Genomic DNA, 17,473 nt, shown 5'->3' on the forward strand with positions numbered 1-17,473 from the left:
ATGGATCGCCGTATGGAGATGGATGCAAGTTCGGGCGCCCGCCGTAGTAACGCCAGAAAAAGCGGGGGAAACGCCGGAGACGGCTCGATTGGCGTTGCCCCTGTCCGGTCCTCCAAGTATAGTCCGCCGTCGCCTCACTCGATTGGGTCGGTGTGTTCCGTAATGAGACACTGCCGACAGAGCCGAGTGCGATTTGCTCACGGAGGAGCCGGACTATGGGAGCGTTGGCAGCGGCGCAAATCGGCCGTGAACAGCCGGTTCGCGTGCATCGTCCTGAGGAGCGTGCGTTACTGGACGTTCCTCTCCGAGCGGCGATCGCAGCGAATACCGCCGAGGCAAGCATCCTCTGGACCGAGATCCTGGGCGCGTTCTTTGACCGGCAGGCGGCGGTTCGGCTCGTCCGAGAGACCAATCAACGCGTTCACAACCGCTGGAGGCCGAAGCTTGCGCTGGTCCTCCCTGCGGATTTCTCGGTCGATCGACCCTCGCATCAAGCCGATCTGACCGTGGCGCTCGAAGTGCTGGCGGCAACCGTCACGCAGTACAATCTTGAAGTCATCAGCAACAGTCCCGAGGCGTCTCGCCTGTTCGCCGAGGTTCGACCGTATTCGGCCGAGGCCGTGGCCGGCTCTGTCGGCGCCCTGGTGATCGGCTCCAACGCCCTGAACGACGAGGTCGCGGCCATTCGGCCAAGCCGTCGTGTGGCAGCCGACCCCTGCGCCTTCCGAACTGAGGCCCATCGGATCGTCTTCGAGCAAGGGGGGCTCGATTGGCCCTTCGAACCTGCCGATGATGCCGAGGTGATCGGGGCGATTCCGCCAGACGTTTCCGCGTTCGTGGATGAGAACGACGAGGTCCCGGCCTTCCTCGATGCGCTCCGGAGGCTCGCAACGGCGGGATTGGCGCTGCGGATCACGCTCTCGGCCCGATCGGATCATGCCTTCGCCGAATCCGTTCGAGCCGCCCTGGCTGACGTTCCTCAGATCGAGGTCGGGCCGGCTCCGGTCCGGACCTCGGAGTCCGAGTCCGAGCCCCTCGGTTTTGTCCTGAGCAACGAGCCGATCGCGCTGTTGACCCGGCGCGATTCGAGCCGACCGGCGTTTCTCTTCCACGAAGGGCGGTTTCACTGGGTTGACGCGGAAGGGCTCTCTCGGTCTTCGCTATACCTGCACCGTGGCGAGGAGCAGCACGAGGGGACCCTGCTCGGCACCTGGTTGGAGCCCTGCGCCGACCGGTCGAGAGACCGCACCGGCGTAACAGTGACCCAGACGACTTCCGAACCACTGGTCAGCATCGTCGTTCCGGTCTACGACCGAACGACCGAGCTGATTCGCCTGGCCTCGTCGATCTTCAATCAGTCGTATCCGTGGATCGAGGTGGTTTTTGTCAGCAACGGCAGCCCCCCCGAGACGCTCGAAGCCCTTCGGCTGGCCGAGGGGCACCTGATGAAGCACCGCTTCCGGGTCCGGATCATCGAGATTCCCGAGCCTTGCGGCTCGGCCACGATCCCGAGGGACGTCGGAATCCGCTCGGCCTCGGGGGACCTGATCTGCGTGCTCGACTCGGATGACTGGCTGGAGCCTGGATTCTTCCACTTCCTGACAGTCCCGGGCGGCTCCTGGCGAGACGACACGATCGTGTACCCGAAGAAGGTCTTCCGGGACTTCGGCCGAACGATGCGAGAGGGATTCCCCTGGAATACCCCGCTCGCCGGACCGGGAACCGTCGAATCGCAGACCCTTCCGGCGACGCTCCGGAAGCTGGGGAACTTCCTCTGCAATTCGGGGGTCTGCTTCTCGAAGGCGCTGTTTCAGCGGGCCGGAGGGATCGATCATCGCCTGCACTACGGCGAGGACCTGTACCTCTGGTGGCGGATGGCCCTGGCCGGGGCTCGGGCCGAAGGGCATGACGGTCTGGTGAACATCGCCCTTCATCCGGGGAACAACGAGCTGGCTGTGGGAGAGGATGGCCGGCTCGGGGAGGCCGTCGAGCTAGCATGCGATCGGGGGCAAAGCCAATGGCTGTGAGACGAATCGGCATCGCCTTGCCGCTGCTCGGGATCTCCGGCGGCATCAATATCGTGCTCAACTGGGGGGTGATCCTGGCCAAGGCCGGGTACGGAATTGACCTGATCTTGCCTCCGACGGAAACCGAGGGGACGATTCCGTTCCTGAGCGAGCAGGATCGTCGGCATTTCCGGATCGTCTCGCTGCCCGAGGCCAGGCGACAGCATTACCACACGGTGATGGCCACCTGGTGGGCCTGCATCCCCTGGATGGCCGACCTCGACGCCGATCACTACGCCTGGTTCATGCAGGCCGTCGAGGGGCAGTTTGCCGAGCCGAACTCGGACGCGCAGCAGAAGTTCGACGAGATTGTCTCCAGCCAGATGAACGTCATCACGACGGCTCACTGGCTGCGGCGGCACATCGAGCGGCACTACTCGGTCGAGCCGAAGCAGACCTTCTGCGTCTTGAGCGGGCTTGACAAGACCCTCTGGCGGCCGATGGCTCGCGTCCCCCTGGGCCGAGGCCGCCGGCCGGTCCGGTTCCTGGTCGAGGGGCCGACGGTCGATCCCCGAAAGAACGTGGCCCAGACGGTTCGGCTGCTGGAAACCCTGAAGGTGCCGTATCGCTGGGTCGGGGCGATCGTCGATCATGCGATCGTCGGCCCGCACTGCCAGGGGGTGGAGGTGCAGGTCCCTTACCACCGGATGCCCGCGATCTACGGCGCGAGCGACGTGCTGGTCAAGGCCTCGAACGCCGAAGGCATGTTCGGCCCTCCGCTGGAGATGTTCGCCACCGGCGGCACGGCCATCTGCTGGGACGTGCAAGGGGCCGAGGAGTACATGGCCGACCGGTACAACTGCCGGCTGACGCCGATGAACTCGTGGAGCCGAATGGCCGAAGCGATCGTCGGGATGGCCGAGAACCCAGAGCAAGTCCGGACCCTTCAGGAAAACGCCCTTGCCACGGCTGAAGCCTGGCCGACCTGGGACGACCAGGCCGATCAGATCCTGAAGACGATCGAGTCGCTGGTCCCGTTCAATCGATCATCGTTGCTTCGCCAGGTGTCTCGGGTCGAGTTCCGCGGCAACACCACGGTGGCCCACTCGACCGATCAGTTGCAGGAACGGCAGCGGTACATCCTCTGGCTTGAATCGGAGATCGCCAAGCGCGATCGGCGGATCGACTTCCTCTGGGCCGAGGCCCACGCTCGAAGGCAGACCATCAACGCCCTACGGACTGAAATGTCCGCCGGGGCCTTCCATCGAGCCATGCGCAAGGTCGGCCGCACCGGAAGGGCGATGGCGCACCTCTCGCGACGCCTGGTTGGTCGGCAGGCTCGGGCCCTGGCCGACTCGACGCTGCGCCGGTCGATCGGGAACGATCGAGCGTCCCTGAACGCTCCCATCGAGCCGCCGCCGCCGCGTGAAGCCTCGGATTCGAGCGTGTCGTCCGTCCTGGCGTCTTCCGGATCGACCGCCGAGGCCCCTCGACGAGACGCTGCCTGAGCGACCGATGATCCGGTTCAGTCCGGAGCGGGAGTGTCGCGCCGAGGTTCGAATCCAGGGCAAGACGCGACCGGCTGCATCGGATACTTGGGATAGTTCGGATCGGTCTTCGAACGTTCGCAGAGAAAAAAACGCGAGCCTTTGCCCGTCACCACGTCTCGCTTCGAGACGCACGATCGGCAGAGGCTCGCGGCCATTTGCGGGGGGCGTTCGTTCATGGGGACGTACGCGATCTGCTCAAGGGGCGGCCTGCCAATCGCACTCGTCCGAACTCGGGCGAGCGAACTCGGCGGTCTCGTGAATTGTACCGTTCCTGAAGAGGGCGTGCGCGTGTCTCCCCTGGGCGGAACGGGCCGCGGTCGGCTATCCTGAATGGTCTCTCCCCTGGCGGGAGCCGGGTCGATCCGGACCATCGGATCGGCGTCGACCCGCTGGCCCATCACGGTCAACCGGCCCGAGACCGGTGGGCCTCTCGCGAGCCTTCTGACCTGCCTCGAAATCCTCCCGCAGTAGCCGACGGCTTCGCTTCGCATTGCTTTGCATCGCCTTGCCCCGAAGGACGGCCCATCATGGACAGCGACGGACAACCAAGCCCCCTGGCCTCGATTCGCAACATCGGCATCGTCGCCCACATCGACGCCGGCAAGACGACGACCACCGAACGCATTCTCTACTACACCGGTGAGATCCACCGGATGGGAGATGTGGACAAGGGGAGCACCACGACCGACTACCTCCAGGAAGAACGCGAGCGCGGCATCACGATCGTCGCCGCCGCCATCTCCTGTAAGTGGAAGGATGCGCAGGGCGATCCGATCACGATCAACATCATCGACACGCCCGGGCACGTCGACTTCACGGCCGAGGTCGAGCGGTCGCTCCGCGTGCTCGACGGCGCCGTGGTCGTCTTCTCGGCGGTCGAGGGGGTCGAGGCGCAGAGCGAGACCGTCTGGCGTCAGGCCGACAAGTACCACGTGCCCCGCCTCTGCTTCATCAACAAGATGGACCGCATCGGGGCCGAGTTCGAACGGGTTTACGACGAGATCCGCGAGCGACTGGCCGGGCACCCGATCCCGGTGATGATCCCGATCGGCTCCGGCCCCGAAGGGAACCCCGACCAGTTTCAGGGGCTCATCGACCTGATCGAGCAGAAGGCCCTTTACTACCAGACCGAAGACCTCGGCTCGACGATCACCGAGAAACCGATTCCCGACGAGCTGCGCGACACGTTCGACCACTGGCGAGAAACGATGCTCGACCAGCTCAGCGAGTTCGACGAGCCGTTCGCCGAGCAATATATGATGTCGCTCGAAGGTGAACCTCTGACCCCCGAGATGATCCGGGCCGGCCTCCGCCGCGCCACCCTGACGGGCAAGGCGCAGCCGGTCCTCTGCGGGTCGAGCTTCAAGTACGTCGGTGTGCAGCGCCTGCTCGACGCGGTCGTTTCGTACCTGCCGAGCCCGTTGGAAGTCCCCCCGGTCAAGGGAGAGCACCCGAAAAGCGGCGACGAGCTTCAGCGTCCTCCCGACCCGAAGGCCCCCTTCTCCGGCCTCGTCTTCAAGATCACGCACGATGCGCACGGCGACCTGTCGTTCGTCCGCGTCTACTCGGGCATCTTGAAGGCCAACACCCGCCCGTTGAACCCGGGCAAGAATAAGAAGGAGAACTGCTCAAGGCTCTACCACATCCGCGCGGATGACCGTGAGCAGATCGACCAGGCCCTGGCCGGCGATATTGTCGGTGTGGTCGGCCTGAAGGATTCGGTCACGGGAGACACGCTCTGCGACCAGGCGCACCCGATCTTGCTGGAGCGGATCGAGTTCCCCGAGACGGTCATCAGCATGGCGATCGAGCCGGTCAGCTCGGCCGATAAGAATAAGCTGGCCGAGGCGCTCGTGGCCCTCGCCCGCGAGGATCCGACGTTCACTTACAAGTTCGACGAGGAGACGGGCGAGACCTTGATCTCTGGCATGGGCGAGTTGCACCTGGAGATCATCAAGAACAAGATGCTCCGCGACCTGAAGCTGAAGGTCCGCATCGGCAAGCCCCGCGTCAGCTACCGAGAGACGATCCAGCACGCCGTCAAGGGAATTCACGGTCAGTGCATCCGCCAAACGGGCGGCTCGGGCCTGTATGCGAAGGTCACGATCGACCTGGAACCGGAAACCCAGGCCAAGGGGGCGCCAGTCGTCCGGTTCGTCAACAAGGCCAAGCCGAACGATGTGCCCACCGAGTTCGTCCGCGCCGTCGAGTCCGCCATCCGAGAGGATGCCAAGTCGGGCGGGATCACCGGCTATCCGCTCGTCGACCTGAAAGTCACCCTCACCGACGGCGACACGCACGAGGTCGATAGCAACGAACTCGCCTTCGGCTTCGCCGCCACCGACGCCCTGAGCAAGGCGCTCGAAAAGGCCGGGGCCGTCCTGCTCGAACCGATCATGAAGGTCGAGGTCGTCACCCCCGAGGACTTCCTTGGCAACGTGACCGGCGACCTCTCCAGCCGCCGCGCGTTGATCGACAAGACCTATCAGCGAGGCAAGCTCTGGGTCGTCGAGGCCCGCGCCCCGCTCGAACAGATGTTCGGCTATTCGACCGACGTCCGCAGCCTCAGCCAGGGCCGCGCCAGCTACAGCATGGAACCCTTCGACTACGCCCCCGCCCCCGAGGCGATGCTCCGCAAGCTCTCCGGTATGGACGACGAGGACTGATCGCTGAGCGCCGCCCACCTTTGACGGTGTCTCCCCTTGCCCGCCCGCCTTTTCGAGGAGGACGATCGACGATGGCCACCGCGACCCGCCCCGACGCCGCAACGGTTGATGCCGAGGTTCTTCGCCTGGAGCACCTCACCACCGAAGCCGACGATCCGATCGTTCCTCCTCCGGGTGATGACGTTTTCTACGAAGTCGTGGACGGCGAGGTCATCGAGATTCCGCCCATGGGAACATTTGAAGCCGATATTGCGAACCTGATCGCGTATGCGATGAACGAGTACGCCTTACCGAGGAAGCTCGGCCGGGCCTTCGTCGAGGTGCTCTACCGGATCGACCCCGAGCGAAAGATCCGCCGGCAGCCGGATGTGGCCTTCGTCTCGGCGGACCGATGGCCCGTCGGGAAGCGGGCCCCGAAGGCGAGTTCCTGGCAGGTCGTGCCCGACCTGGCCGTCGAGGTCGTCAGCCCCTCCGACCTGGCCGCGCACCTGAACCGCAAGATCAGCGATTTCTTTCAGGCCGGGACGGTCGCCGTCTGGGTCATCTATCAGGAAACCCGGCAAGTCTACGTGTACTCCTCCCCCACTGCCGTCCAGATCCTCACCCCCCCGGCCGAACTCGACGGCGGCGCGATTCTCCCCGGCTTCCGACTCCCCGTCGCCCGGCTCTTCGACGACGACCCGGACACCGCGACGGAACCGGCCCCGGAATCCTGAGCGGTCGAGATCCGATTGCCCTCAAGAGGAGCACCACTCATGGCCACCGCGACTCGCCCCGACGCGACGACGATCCCCGAGGAGTCGACCGGTACTCCTCTGTCGCCTTCTCCGGTCGTCGAGGGCGACGCCCCAGCCGACGACTTCGTGCCGCCGTCGTCGAGTGACATCCTGTTCGAGGTGATTGATGGTGTCGTCGTAGAGTGCCCGCCGATGGGGAGTCTAGAACTCGACATCGCCAATTACCTGGCCCAGGAGCTCAATGTGGTGGCCCTGTCGCAAGGACTCGGCCAGGCATTGGTCGAACAACTGTTTCGACTCAGGGCGCAGAGCACCAACCGCCGAAGGCCCGATATCGCCTTCGTGTCGACGGCAAAATGGCCCCGAGGCAGGAGAGTGCCCCGCGCCAATGCCTGGGAGATGGCCCCCGATCTGGCCGTCGAGGTCGTCAGCCCCTCCGACCTGGCCGCCGAACTGGACTGCAAGCTCGTCGAATACTTCGAGGCTGGCGTCTCGCTTGTCTGGGTCGTTTATCCCGAGACGCGCCGGGTGTTCGTCTTCTCGTCGGCGACGGAGGTCCGCATCCTCTCCGCCTCGGACGAGCTGGACGGCGGCACGGTCGTTCCCGGGTTCCGACTCGCCTTGACGAGGCTCTTTGACGGCGACCCGGAACCGCAGCCGGCCCCGCAATCCTGAATCCCATCTCCCCCTTTCCCGAGGCTCCAGCAATGACGCCGATTGCCCCGCTTGCCCTGCTCGCCTTGCTGGCCCCGAGCGACGATCCGATGCCCGATCTCTCGAACGTCCCTGGTGTGGTGATTGACCATAGCCCGGCCTCGTCTCGACAGTACATCGGCTCGCCGAGCCTTGCGGTCTTGCCCGATGGGACGTATGTGGCCTCGCACGACTTCTTCGGGCCGGGAAGCTCGAAGGACGTGACGGTGGTCTTCGCATCGAAGGACCGAGGGGAATCGTGGGAGCAGATCGCTACGATTAAGGGGCAGTGGTGGTCGACCCTGTTCGTCCATCGCGACGCGCTCTACCTGATGGGGACCAGCCGGGAATACGGCGAAGGGGTCATCCGCCGCTCGACCGACGGCGGCACCACCTGGACCGAGCCGGTCGATTCCTCCTCGGGCCTGCTGTTGCCGGGGAAGAAGTACCATTGCGCCCCGGTCCCCGTCGTCGAGCACGACGGGCGGATCTGGCGGGCGATGGAAGACGCGGAAGGCCCCGGCGGTTGGGGCGTCCATTTCCGAGCCTTCATGATGTCGGCCCCGGTCGATGCCGACCTCCTGAACGCCGCAAGCTGGACCTCGACGAACCGGCTCGGCTCGGATCTCTCCTGGCTCGCGCCGGTGACCTTCGGCGGCTGGCTCGAAGGCAACGCGGTGGTGACCCCCGAGGGGGAGATGGTCGACATCCTCCGCGTCGACTCGAAGCCCGACCCCGGCTATGCCGCCGTCGTCCGGATCAGCGAGGACGGCCAAGCCGCCTCCTTCGACCCCGATTCCGACTTCATCCGCTTCCCCGGCGGCGCCAAGAAGTTCACGATCCGCTACGACCCGAAGACCGAGGCGTACTGGTCCCTGACCAACTGGGTCCCCCCGCGCTTCGACCTCGGCCAGCCGGGGCGGACTCGCAACACGCTGGCATTGATCGCCTCGACGAATCTGAAGGACTGGGAAATCCGCGCCGTCGTCTTGCATCACCCTGACGTGACGAAGCACGCGTTCCAGTATGTCGACTGGTTGTTCGAGGGGGACGACCTGATCGTCGTTTCCCGGACCGCCTTCGACGACGGTCTCGGCGGCGCCCACAACGCGCACGACGCCAATGTCATGACCTTCCACCGCATCGAAGGCTTCCGGACCCTCGACGGCATCCCCGACGACCTCGGTGACGATTGAGCGCCTGGCCAGCCGATCTCTCCTGGTCGTCTCCCCGCTCGAACCCCGAGCGCCACGGCTTTCGGGGCGTTGCCAGGTCGGGGACGTCTTGATCCTCCTGCTTCGATCTGCAGACGGTCAGGATTCGTCGGACCCGTTCGACAGGCCCGTCTGCCGGGACTCCAGACGCCAATTCCTCATTGAGCGATTCAACGGAATCCCCCTTCCGGATCTCAAGTTCCGGCAGATTCCCTTCGCAACGATTCCCTCGATCTTCTTCATCGTTCCGAGAGATTCGTCATGGAGCCTTCCGAACTCCCCCCCGGCGGCCCGACCCTGATCCAGCCCTCGGAACTCGTCGAGGAATTTCTCGTCATCGAGCGGAAATTCTCGGAGTGCGATCAGTTTCTCTCGATCGGCCTGGCCAATATCGCCGCCGTCGTGCCCGGCATCGAGGCAAACAAGGACAAGATCGCCCGAGCCTGCGCCATCTTCAAGGAACGGGGGGTGAACGTCGCCATCTTCCCCGAGTTCTCCCTCTCCGGCTATGTTTGGGACGACGAGCGAACCTGCCGACCTTACATCGAACAGTCAAGCATGGAAAATCACGTTGACTGGGTCGAACAGGTCATTCGTCCGCTGTTTGACGAGACCTTCGTGGCCGTGATCCTCAACGGCTTCCGCCACGGGTCGAAGGGTGGTCTGCTGAACTCGACCTTTGTCATTGATCGCGCGAGCGACTGGTTCGGCGGCAGTAACCGCTATGATAAGGTCTTCCTGCCCCCGATCGAGCGGAAGTACACCCGCACGGGGGAGCAAGACCGGCTCGACCTGCAAACCCCCTGGGGGCTGTTCGGCTTCACGACCTGTTACGACATCATGTTCTCGCAGTTGACCCAGGAATACGCGGTCCTGGATCAGGTCGACGCGATCATCGAGGTCGCCTCGTGGCGGTCGTATGCCCGCCGCGACTACCCCTTGATGAACGTCGGCACCGACACTTATTACGGCGACCTCTGGGACATGGTCCTCGCCGCTAAGGCCGGCATTCACCAGATCTGGATGATCGCCTGCAACGCCGTCGGCGTCCACGGCGTGAGCAAGGCGAAGTTCTGGGGAGGATCGGGACTCTGGGCACCCTCGGGGCTGAAGCTGATCCAGTCGTCGCGGTTCAACGAGGAACTCTTGGTCATTCACAACATCGACATCAAGGGGCAGCGTCAGCTTGAGATCGACGACTTCAACTACGCTATGGACTTCAACGCCATCTACCAGCCGATCCACGGCAAACGGGCCTTCACCCGGATCCGAACCGGCGAGTGATCGAGCCCCCGCCCGAGTTCTGAGGCCTGCACCCGGGCCAAAGCTTGACCGAATCTCACCCAGACACCTCATCCCGCCCGCAGGATCGCGGAAATCCGTCGTCGATCCGTAAAATTCGGCGCAACCTGATTGACGAGCCGCGTTGAGGACGATACCATCTGACTTTCCCCGTGGTTGAGTTGCACAAACAGATCCGATCAGCCGGACGAGCGAGCGTCGGCGATTCGTAGCGCGTGAAGGATAACGACCCGTGGCGGGCATGAGCAACGAACGTATCCGGATCCGGATGGAAGCGTACGATCACACCATCCTGGATCAGTCGGCCAAGGACATCGTCGAAACCGCCAAGCGGACCGAGGCGATCGTCCACGGACCGATCCCGCTGCCGACGCGTATCGAACGATACACCGTCTTGCGCAGTCCGCACATCGACAAGAAGTCGCGTGAACAGTTCGAGATTCGCACGCACAAGCGGCTGATCGACATCGTGCAACCGACCAACAAAACGATCGACGCCCTGAACAAGCTCAGCTTGCCGGCGGGTGTTGATATCAAGATCAAGGCCGGGCCCTCCGGGGCCTGAGCCGGGTCGCATTCGCGGCAATGTTTCGACCGAGGACGAGGTCGGGGCTCTTCGGCCCTGCTTCGACTCTTCCCTGGTCGAAACCGCCGGCACCACGGGGGCACGGGTTGCCCGAAGGCAACTCGTGCCCGTTCGCGTGTTGACCGGGCCGTGGGCCGAGGGGGGCCTGGCGGTGCCGCGAGTGGGCTTATTGATCCACTGAATTCGAGACGGAGCAAGACCAGAGATGAATGTCGGGTTGCTGGGTCGCAAGGTCGGGATGACCCAGATCTTTCAAGAGGATGGCACGGTCGTTCCCGTGACCGTCATCGAATGCGGCCCTTGCACGGTGTTGCAAGTGCGCACCGCCGAACGCGACGGCTACCACGCCCTTCAGCTTGGTTTTGCCGACAAGAAGCGCAAGAATGCCTCCCAGGCCGAGCGTGGCCATGCCCGCAAGGTCGACGCCGAGCCCAAGCGGTTCATCCGCGAGATCCGGCAAGAGGCCCCGGTCGACGTGACCGAAGGAACCACCCTGAACGTCGATCTGTTCACCGAGATCCCCAGCGTTGACGTCATCGGGACGAGCAAAGGGCGTGGGTACTCGGGTGTCATGAAGCGGCACGGCTTCCGCGGCCTCCGAGCCACGCACGGTGTGCAGCGGATGCACCGGCACCCTGGCTCCTCCGGTCCTTCAGCCGACCCGTCCCGCGTCTTCAAGGGGGTCAAGAAGCCCGGCCAGTATGGCAACACCCGCACCACCGTGCGGAACCTGAAGGTCGTGCGGGTCGACTCCGAGAACAATCTGCTGCTGGTCCGGGGCGCCGTACCTGGCCACAATGGCGGTTTTGTGATCGTTCGCCAGACCAATGCGGTCTGATCGCCATGCTCTGACCTGACCTCTTGCTGTCGGGGTTCCGGGGAGTGTGGACCACCCACGGCCCTCCCCCAAACCGACGCCTCGCCCGTCTCGGCTCGGCGGTTTGCCTGCCGGGCCTTCGTGGCACCCTCGACTCTCCGACCCGGGAATGCTTCGGGCTCCTTTGTGTTTGCCACGGCATTGAAGCCCACGTTCCCGGTCATGCGTTTCCTTGGTTTGACTTTTCGTTTCGTTTTCGGATCGAACTTCGAGGCCCGGGGCCTTCCCGCTCGGATTCGACTCGCCCCGACCACCGGACCGTCGTGACCCGGTCGCGTCTCGGGCCGGTCGGCCGGCGAACCGGACCGCCTTGCATTGGATCAACGACGATGCTGACTATCCCCATCTACAACACGTCCGGCGAGCAGGTGGGCGAAGAGTCCATCGATCCGGCCGACTTCGGCGGCAAGATCAACAAGCAGCTCTTGCACGATGTCGTCCTGATGCACCTGGCCAATCGCCGGGTCGGCACCGTCAACACCCGGGGCCGCTCCGACGTCGCCGGCTCGACCAAGAAAATGTACCGCCAGAAGGGCACCGGCAACGCCCGGATGGGCTCGAAGCGCACCAACAAGCGCGTCGGCGGCGGCTCAGCCTTTGCCCGTCGGAACCGAGACTACTCCTACCGCCTGCCCAAGAAGGCTGTCCGCTTGGCGATCCGCATGGCCGTCCTCTCGAAGTTCCAGGACGGTCAGGTCCTCGTCCTCTCGGGCCTCGATCTGGGTGCGACCCCGAAGACCAAGGAGGTCGCCCGCATCCTTCGGTCGATCCGACGCCCCGACCTCCCGGCCGAGGCGCAGCCGGTCGACGGCGAGTCGAAGCGAGACGCCCTGCGTCGGACCCTCGACGGCCGCAAGATCCTCATCGGCACCGCCGAGTACGACCCCTTGCTCTACCGAGGAGCCCGGAACCTCCCCGGCGTCAAGGTCGCGCCGGTGGCCGAGTTCAATACCTACGACGTTCTCCGCCAGCGCTATCTGGTGCTGACGCCCGAGGCCCTTGCCTCGCTCAAGGAACGGGCCAAGGAGAAGATTCGTCGCCGTCCCGAACCGGAACTCGTCGCCGCCTCTGCGGCCGGCTGATGAGCATTGATCGCTCTCTTGAACATTTCGTGAACTGAATCGCCGAACGCCCCCGAGGTCTCGCAGGACAATGGTCACCCTTCGCCGCCCCCCCCAGTACGAGCGGCCCGGCCCGAAGCTGGAGCCCTATCAGGTCATCCTGCGGCCCTTGATCACCGAGAAGGCCACCCAGGTTGCCGAGCGTCACAACGCCTACACGTTCGAAGTGCACCAGATGGCCACCAAGACCGAGATCAAGGAGGCTGTCGAAACTCTCTTCAACGTTCAGGTCGAGGACGTCCGCACGCAGAACCGCAAGTCGGTGACCCGTCGGTATCGCCTGAAGCTCGGCCGGACCAAGAACTGGAAGAAGGCCGTCGTCAAGCTGAAGGATGATTATCGGATCGACTTCTTCTGATTTTTGCATCTGATCTTCTCGGCAACGGTTTATCGGTCATCGCGCAGCATCACGGAATCGGTTTCCCCGCCGTCGGCGGCTTGAAGGGAAAGAAACGAGACAGTCATGGGCATTCGCGTTTACAAGCCGACCAGCCCCGGGCGCCGCAACGCCTCGGTCAGCGACTTCTCCGAGCTGACCGACAAGAAGAAGAAGCCCGAGAAGCGCCTGACCGAACCGCTGAAGAAGACCGGCGGCCGGAACAACCAGGGCAAGATCACCGTCCGTCACCGTGGCGGCGGCCACAAGCGGCTCTACCGGATCATCGACTGGAAGCGCAACGACCGCGACGGCCAGCCGGCGGAAGTGACTCACATCGAGTACGACCCGAACCGATCGGCCCGCATCGCCTTGATCCAGTTCGAGGACGGCACGAAGCGCTACATCATCGCTCCCGAAGGATTGACCGCCGGCATGACCGTCGTCACCGGGCCGGACGCCGAGCCGAAGGTCGGCAACTGCCTGCCCTTGGCCAAGATTCCGACCGGCATGGTCATCCATAACATCGAAATGCAGCCCGGAGGCGGGGCCAAGATGTGCCGGTCGGCCGGCACCAGCGCCACCCTCACCGCCCGAGAATCGACCTGGGCCCAGTTGACCCTCCCCTCCGGAGAGGTCCGCCGCGTGCCGGTCATGTGCCGGGCGACCATCGGTCCGGTCGGCAATTCCGATCACATGAACATCTCGCTCGGCAAGGCCGGCCGCAAGCGATGGCTCGGTCGTCGTCCTCATGTTCGGGGCACGGCCATGAACCCGATCGACCACCCGATGGGCGGTGGCGAAGGCCGCACCTCCGGCGGTCGTCACCCGTGCTCGCCCACCGGTCTGCCGGCCAAGGGCGGCAAGACCCGCAAGCGCCGCAAGCCGTCGAACTCGGCCATCATTCGCCGCCGCAAGAGTGTTCGTTACGGTCAGTTGAAGATCTAGTTGGCAGTCGGCAGGAGGCGTTCGGCAGCCCGGAACCGGACTGCGGCCTCCTGTCTTGTTCCGGTTTCTTTCTTTCCTGCCTGCTGCCTACCGCCTCCTGCTTACTGACGAGAGAAAAAGGTCATGGGACGTTCGCTCAAAAAAGGCCCCTATGTCGACGAGCGACTGCTGGAAAAGGTCGAGAAGGCCGAAACCAGCGGCGCCCGAGCACCGATCCGGACCTGGTCGCGTGCCTGCACCATCGTGCCCGAGTTCATCGGCAAGAACTTTGAGGTGCACAACGGCAAGGTCTTCACCAAGGTTTATATCACCGAGGACATGGTCGGGCACAAGCTCGGCGAGTTCTCCCCGACCCGTACCTTCCGGGGCCACGGCGGCAAGGCGAAGGGCAAGCGTTAAGTTTCCTCCACCCCTTGAGACCGCGAGCCATCGCCTCGCGGCCTGGAGCAGCGTAGGGCCGGTACCCCCGGCCGCCACTCACACCAGTTGATGGCCGGCCCCCCGGCCCTACGGGAATCGATCGACGATGAAGACTCAGAGCCCCTACCCTTACAAGGCCTCCCACCGGTTCGCCCGGATGTCGGTCCTGAAGATCCGCAAGATCCTCGACCTGATCCGCGGCAAGTACGCCGACGAGGCGCTGCAGATCCTCAAGTACCTGCCCCACCGAGGGGCCCGGTACACCGAGAAGGTGCTTAAAAGCGCCATGGCCAACGCCGAGGACCAGGGGGTCCGCAACCCCGGCGACCTGATCGTCGCCGATGCTCGAGGCGACGGCGCCGCGATGTTCAAGCGTCTCATGCCCCGAGCCCGAGGCATGGCCCACTTGATCCGCCGCCGGAGCTGCCACATCACCATCGGCCTGGCCGACCTCGAAACCGCCCTTGCCGGGCCCGAGGCCGCCCGCCAGCCGGTCGAAGACGCCGCCGAGTGACTCCGGACCCCACCCTCTTCCCTGGCCCCTTTTCGTAGGACCGGACCTTTCTCATGGGACAGAAGATTCATCCGACCGGCTACCGCATCGGCGTCATGGAAGACTGGCGCAGTCGCTGGTACGCCGGTAAAGCCGAGTTCAAGGACCTCCTCGTCGAGGACTTCAAGGTCCGCAAATACATCAAGAAGAAGTACAGCTACGCCGGCATCCCCAAGATCGAGATCGAGCGCACCCGAGACGCCGTCGTCGTCTTGCTGCACACCGCCCGCCCCGGCGTGATCATCGGTCGCAAGGGGGCCGAGGTCGAGAAGCTCCAGGAAGAGCTGCAAAACCTCACCGGCCGCCGCATTGAAATCAAGATCGTCGAGGTCAACCGCCCCGAGATCGACGCCCAGCTCGTCGCCGAAGACATCGCCGAGCAACTGGGCAAGCGGGCCAGCTTCCGCCGCACCATGAAGCGGACGCTGGACAACACGATGGACGCCGGCGCCAAGGGGGTCAAGGTCCGCCTCTCGGGCCGCCTCGGCGGGGCCGAGATGTCCCGGACCGAGAAGGCCGCCGCCGGCTCGATCCCGCTGTCGACCTTGCGGGCCAAAGTCGATTACGGATTCGCCGAAGCCCGCACGCCCCAGGGGCACATCGGCGTCAAGGTATGGGTCCACCAGGGCGACTATCTGAAGATGGAGGCTGGCACCGATGGCCATGATGCCCAAGCGGGTCAAGTATCGAAAAAGCCAAAAAGGTCGCGTAAAAGGTAATGCGACCCGAGGCAACTACGTCGCCTTCGGGGAGTACGGCCTGCAAACCCTCGATCCCGGCCGCGTCAGCGCCGAGGTGATCGAGGCCAGCCGTATGGTCCTCTCCCGGGCCGTCCGAGGCAGCGGCGGTAAGCTCTACATCCGCATCTTCCCGCACAAGAGCATTACCTCGATCCCGGCCGAAACCCGTATGGGTAAGGGCAAGGGTGAAGTTGATTACTGGGCCGCGATCGTCAAACCTGGCACCGTCCTGTTCGAGGTCGCCGGCATCTCCGAATCTCGGGCCCGCGCCGCCTTCGCCCGCGTGGCCTACAAACTGCCCGTGAACTGCCGGTTCGTCTCCCGCCGGCCGACGCTCTGAGCCAACGCCTCCAGGACCCACGAACCATGCCCAAGACCAAAGCCGCCGAACTGCACGAAAAAGACGACGAGCAGTTGACCTTGATGCTCAAGGAAACGCAGGAGCAAATCTTCCGGCTCCGCGTCCAGAGCTCGACCGAACGGCTCGAAGCCCCGAGCGAGCTGCTCAAGGCCAAGCGCGACATCGCACGGATCAAGACCATCCTCCGCCTCCGAGAGCTGAAGGCCGACGCCCAAACCGCCTCCTCCTGAGCGGACCTTTTTTTTCGGTTTTCTTCGTTCGCAAGTGCCCTGACTTCCGTCCCCCCTTTTTTATGGAAATGAAATCCAGCCGATGAGCGATCCGACGACGACTTCCCCGACCCAGACCCCGCCCTCTCCGCGGCCCCGCGGTCGGCGCAAGGTCGAGATCGGGACGGTCACCTCCGACAAGATGGACAAGACCCGGCGCGTCGAGGTCTCTCGCCTCGTCCCGCATCCGAAGTACGGCAAGTACCAGAAACAGCGCACCATCTGCTACGTCCACGACGAGCAGAACGAGACCCGCGTGGGCGACCTCGTCGAAATCGTCGAGACTCGGCCGCTCTCGAAGTCCAAGCGCTGGCGATTGCTCCGGATTGTCCGTAAAGCCCCCGCCCACGAAGAGGCCGACGCCCGCAAGGCCGCCCTCGACGCCCAGGCCAATGCCGAACCGGCCCCGGACCAGGCCGACGCCTGACCCTCGGCCGACCTTTCGATTCCTTGCCGGGCCGATGGCCAGATCGCCCGCCCGGCCCCGTTTCTGCTCCTCCCGTGTTGATTTCTTGCGTGACCGTTCCCGCTAACCCGATCGTTCGGAGACTCGTGGGCCGCCGGCGTTCGCTGGGGACCGCGGCCGCGACCGTGACTGGGGTTCTCGACCGATGATCCAGATGCAAACCCGGCTCGATGTGGCCGATAACTCCGGGGCCAAGGAAGTCATGTGCTTCAAGGTCCTCGGCGGCTCCGCGTCGCGCTACAAACGACGCACCGCCGGCCTGGCCGATGTCTTCATCGGCAGCGTCAAGAAAGCGACCCCCGGCGGTGACGTGAAGGCCGGCGACGTCGTCCGATGCGTCGTCGTCCGCACCCGATTCAAGACCCGACGACCCGACGGCTCCTACGTCCGATTCGACCGCAACGCGTGCGTCCTGATCAACAAGGACAACGAGCCCCGCGGCACCCGAATCTTCGGCGCCATCGCCCGCGAACTGCGCGACAAGCAGTTCATGAAGATCGTCAGCCTCGCCTCCGAGGTCGTCTGATCCACGCCGAGGCGTCGCCGTCCGGTTGGTCTGTTCGCCCGTTTGCGATGTTTCCTGCTTGA

Annotated in this window: 20 protein-coding genes; 19 read left to right on the plus strand and 1 reads right to left on the minus strand. The window is 64.5% G+C overall.

The features are described from left to right. The first annotated feature begins 215 nt into the window (after positions 1-215). Together HG800_RS18025 and HG800_RS18030 are read left to right on the plus strand one after the other, a co-directional pair. The gene (locus tag HG800_RS18025; RefSeq protein ID WP_169978046.1) at positions 216-2,027 is read left to right on the plus strand and encodes a glycosyltransferase family 2 protein; all 1,812 of its coding nucleotides are present in this window, start codon (positions 216-218) and stop codon (positions 2,025-2,027) included. Then, positions 2,018-3,514 carry a glycosyltransferase family 4 protein gene (locus HG800_RS18030; RefSeq protein WP_169978047.1) on the plus strand — a complete coding sequence of 499 codons (1,497 nt, stop codon included), beginning with the start codon at positions 2,018-2,020 and terminating at the stop codon, positions 3,512-3,514. The genes HG800_RS18025 and HG800_RS18030 overlap by 10 nt, the downstream gene beginning before the upstream one ends. 17 nt (positions 3,515-3,531) lie before the next feature. On the opposite strand, the gene HG800_RS18035 is transcribed toward HG800_RS18030, so the two are convergent. After that, positions 3,532-3,732: a hypothetical protein gene (locus HG800_RS18035; protein ID WP_235963775.1), complete on the minus strand. Its 201-nt coding sequence runs from the start codon at positions 3,730-3,732 to the stop codon at positions 3,532-3,534. Between the two features lie 351 nt (positions 3,733-4,083). Between HG800_RS18035 and fusA the strand changes: the two genes are divergently transcribed. The 17 genes from fusA (at position 4,084) to rplN (ending at position 17,411) form a co-directional block, all read left to right on the plus strand. Next, positions 4,084-6,222 carry an elongation factor G gene (gene fusA / locus HG800_RS18040; RefSeq protein WP_169978048.1) on the plus strand — a complete coding sequence of 713 codons (2,139 nt, stop codon included), beginning with the start codon at positions 4,084-4,086 and terminating at the stop codon, positions 6,220-6,222. 71 nt (positions 6,223-6,293) lie between these two features. Then, on the plus strand, positions 6,294-6,938 hold the full coding sequence (locus HG800_RS18045; RefSeq protein WP_169978049.1) for a Uma2 family endonuclease: 645 nt from the start codon (positions 6,294-6,296) through the stop codon (positions 6,936-6,938). A 39-nt stretch (positions 6,939-6,977) separates the two neighbouring features. After that, on the plus strand, positions 6,978-7,634 hold the full coding sequence (locus HG800_RS18050) for a Uma2 family endonuclease (RefSeq protein WP_169978050.1): 657 nt from the start codon (positions 6,978-6,980) through the stop codon (positions 7,632-7,634). Positions 7,635-7,666: 32 nt separating this feature from the next. After that, on the plus strand, positions 7,667-8,848 hold the full coding sequence (locus HG800_RS18055; protein WP_206352338.1) for a sialidase family protein: 1,182 nt from the start codon (positions 7,667-7,669) through the stop codon (positions 8,846-8,848). 279 nt (positions 8,849-9,127) lie between these two features. Then, a complete protein-coding gene (locus HG800_RS18060; RefSeq protein ID WP_169978051.1) occupies positions 9,128-10,150 on the plus strand; it encodes a carbon-nitrogen hydrolase family protein in 1,023 nt (340 codons plus the stop codon). Positions 10,151-10,409: 259 nt separating this feature from the next. Continuing rightward, a complete protein-coding gene (gene rpsJ, locus HG800_RS18065) occupies positions 10,410-10,733 on the plus strand; it encodes a 30S ribosomal protein S10 (RefSeq protein WP_169978052.1) in 324 nt (107 codons plus the stop codon). Positions 10,734-10,959: 226 nt separating this feature from the next. After that, the gene (gene rplC / locus HG800_RS18070) at positions 10,960-11,592 is read left to right on the plus strand and encodes a 50S ribosomal protein L3 (RefSeq protein WP_169978053.1); all 633 of its coding nucleotides are present in this window, start codon (positions 10,960-10,962) and stop codon (positions 11,590-11,592) included. A 368-nt stretch (positions 11,593-11,960) separates the two neighbouring features. Then, positions 11,961-12,713, plus strand: coding sequence for a 50S ribosomal protein L4 (gene rplD, locus HG800_RS18075; RefSeq protein ID WP_169978054.1), 753 nt, complete (start codon positions 11,961-11,963; stop codon positions 12,711-12,713). Between the two features lie 70 nt (positions 12,714-12,783). Beyond that, on the plus strand, positions 12,784-13,110 hold the full coding sequence (gene rplW / locus HG800_RS18080) for a 50S ribosomal protein L23 (RefSeq protein ID WP_169978055.1): 327 nt from the start codon (positions 12,784-12,786) through the stop codon (positions 13,108-13,110). 105 nt (positions 13,111-13,215) lie between these two features. Further along, the gene (gene rplB / locus HG800_RS18085) at positions 13,216-14,076 is read left to right on the plus strand and encodes a 50S ribosomal protein L2 (RefSeq protein WP_169978056.1); all 861 of its coding nucleotides are present in this window, start codon (positions 13,216-13,218) and stop codon (positions 14,074-14,076) included. Positions 14,077-14,199: 123 nt separating this feature from the next. Beyond that, positions 14,200-14,475: a 30S ribosomal protein S19 gene (gene rpsS, locus HG800_RS18090; RefSeq protein ID WP_169978057.1), complete on the plus strand. Its 276-nt coding sequence runs from the start codon at positions 14,200-14,202 to the stop codon at positions 14,473-14,475. Positions 14,476-14,602: 127 nt separating this feature from the next. Further along, positions 14,603-15,010 (plus strand): 50S ribosomal protein L22, encoded by a 408-nt coding sequence (rplV, locus tag HG800_RS18095; protein WP_169978058.1) that lies wholly within the window; start codon positions 14,603-14,605, stop codon positions 15,008-15,010. Between the two features lie 53 nt (positions 15,011-15,063). After that, positions 15,064-15,768: a 30S ribosomal protein S3 gene (rpsC, locus tag HG800_RS18100; RefSeq protein WP_169978059.1), complete on the plus strand. Its 705-nt coding sequence runs from the start codon at positions 15,064-15,066 to the stop codon at positions 15,766-15,768. Then, positions 15,707-16,129: a 50S ribosomal protein L16 gene (rplP, locus tag HG800_RS18105; RefSeq protein WP_169978060.1), complete on the plus strand. Its 423-nt coding sequence runs from the start codon at positions 15,707-15,709 to the stop codon at positions 16,127-16,129. Before rpsC ends, rplP begins: the two co-directional genes overlap by 62 nt. Before the next feature lie 26 nt (positions 16,130-16,155). Next, the gene (gene rpmC / locus HG800_RS18110; RefSeq protein WP_169978061.1) at positions 16,156-16,380 is read left to right on the plus strand and encodes a 50S ribosomal protein L29; all 225 of its coding nucleotides are present in this window, start codon (positions 16,156-16,158) and stop codon (positions 16,378-16,380) included. An 82-nt stretch (positions 16,381-16,462) separates the two neighbouring features. Next, positions 16,463-16,846, plus strand: coding sequence for a 30S ribosomal protein S17 (gene rpsQ / locus HG800_RS18115; protein WP_169978062.1), 384 nt, complete (start codon positions 16,463-16,465; stop codon positions 16,844-16,846). A 184-nt stretch (positions 16,847-17,030) separates the two neighbouring features. Continuing rightward, positions 17,031-17,411 (plus strand): 50S ribosomal protein L14, encoded by a 381-nt coding sequence (gene rplN, locus HG800_RS18120; protein ID WP_152052686.1) that lies wholly within the window; start codon positions 17,031-17,033, stop codon positions 17,409-17,411. The last annotated feature ends 62 nt before the right edge of the window (positions 17,412-17,473 follow it).

This window comes from Tautonia rosea (assembly GCF_012958305.1).
GTDB lineage: Bacteria > Planctomycetota > Planctomycetia > Isosphaerales > Isosphaeraceae > Tautonia > Tautonia rosea.